The sequence below is a fragment of the Shinella sp. M31 genome (assembly GCF_049199205.1).
Taxonomy (GTDB): Bacteria; Pseudomonadota; Alphaproteobacteria; order Rhizobiales; family Rhizobiaceae; genus Shinella.
Genome location: NZ_JBLZPH010000201.1, coordinates 1 through 1,336 on the forward strand (window position 1 = coordinate 1; position 1,336 = coordinate 1,336).

A 1,336-nucleotide genomic window follows, 5' to 3' on the forward strand; every position below is an offset into this window, starting at 1 on the left:
GGCGACGGAGCGCCGCGCCGGCTTCGTCTTCGGTTACGCCTCGATGCCGGCGCGGAACATTCCGGACGGCGTCCGGCTGCTCGCCAAAACCTTGCCGCGATAGTGCCCAGCGAAACGGTTGATGACTGGCCCAGGGTTTCCGTTCAAAACTGGCGCTTCTGATCCGCCAGACGCATCGGTATGGGTCGAGATGGCGACGCCGACCTCGAACGGGAAGAAGCACGACGATGACACTCTTCAACGGCCTTTCGGCCTTTTCCATCACCCCGACGGATGCGGCGGGCCGCGTCGATACCGCAGCACTTGCCCGTTTGCTGGAGCGCATTGCACGTGCCGGCGCCTCTTCCATCGGTCTGCTCGGCAGCACCGGCGGTTATGCCTATCTGTCACGCGATGAACGGCGGCGCGCTGTGGAGGCGGCGATGGAGAGCGTCGGCGGTAAAATTCCGGTCATCGTCGGCGTCGGCGCACTGCGCACGGATGAGGCCGAGGCGCTCGCCCGCGATGCGAAGGCAGCCGGGGCCGATGGCCTGCTGCTCGCGCCGATGTCCTATACGCCGCTGACCGAGGAAGAGGTTTTCCGGCACATGGCGTCTGTGGCGTCGGCGGGCGGCCTGCCGCTTTGCATTTACAACAATCCCGGTACGACCCGTTTCGCTTTCAGCGACAGCCTGATCGCGCAACTCGCGAAGGTGGACAACATCGCCGCGATCAAGATGCCGCTACCTGCGGACCGCGATTTCCGCGACGAGCTCGCCCGCTTGCGCGCCATGACGCCGGCCGGCTTTTCCATCGGCTACAGCGGTGATTGGGGCGCGGCGGATTCGCTGCTTTCGGGCGGCGATGCCTGGTACAGTGTCGTCGCCGGCCTGCTGCCGGCCGAGGCCCTGTCGCTGACCCGAGCGGCGCTGGCCGGCGACCGGACCGAAACAGAACGGCTCGACCAAGGCTTCCAGCCCCTCTGGAGCCTGTTCAAGGAATTCGGCAGTTTTCGCGTCATGTATGCCATTGCCGATCTGCTTGGCCTCTGCCGCGCCACGCCCCCACGGCCGGTCCTGCCCTTGAAAGCGGCTGATATCCTGCGGGTGGAGGCCGCGCTCCAAAACCTCAAAGGCGTGGCAGAGGCAGCGCATGCCGCGGATACATCAAGCCACGCTTCGGCCTAGATCGAAGTATTTTCGATCCGTGACCGCTAGGATGTGCGGATAGATGGCAAGGAACGGTGGAATGACATCTGAGCCGACAAATCGCACGACCGACTTGTGCCTGTTGCTGCTTCTGTCGACCCTGTGGGGTTCGTCCTATACCTTCATCAAGATCGGCGTCGAGACGATCC

Annotated in this window: 1 protein-coding gene and 1 pseudogene; both read left to right on the forward strand. The window is 64.3% G+C overall.

Features of this window, described 5'->3' with window-relative positions; translation table 11 throughout:
- The first annotated feature begins 227 nt into the window (after positions 1 to 227).
- A complete protein-coding gene (locus ACOZKU_RS27755; protein ID WP_421581611.1) occupies positions 228 to 1,166 on the forward strand; it encodes a dihydrodipicolinate synthase family protein in 939 nt (312 codons plus the stop codon).
- A gap of 61 nt (positions 1,167 to 1,227) precedes the next feature.
- A pseudogene (locus tag ACOZKU_RS27760) lies at positions 1,228 to 1,336 on the forward strand (EamA/RhaT family transporter); the annotation flags it as partial.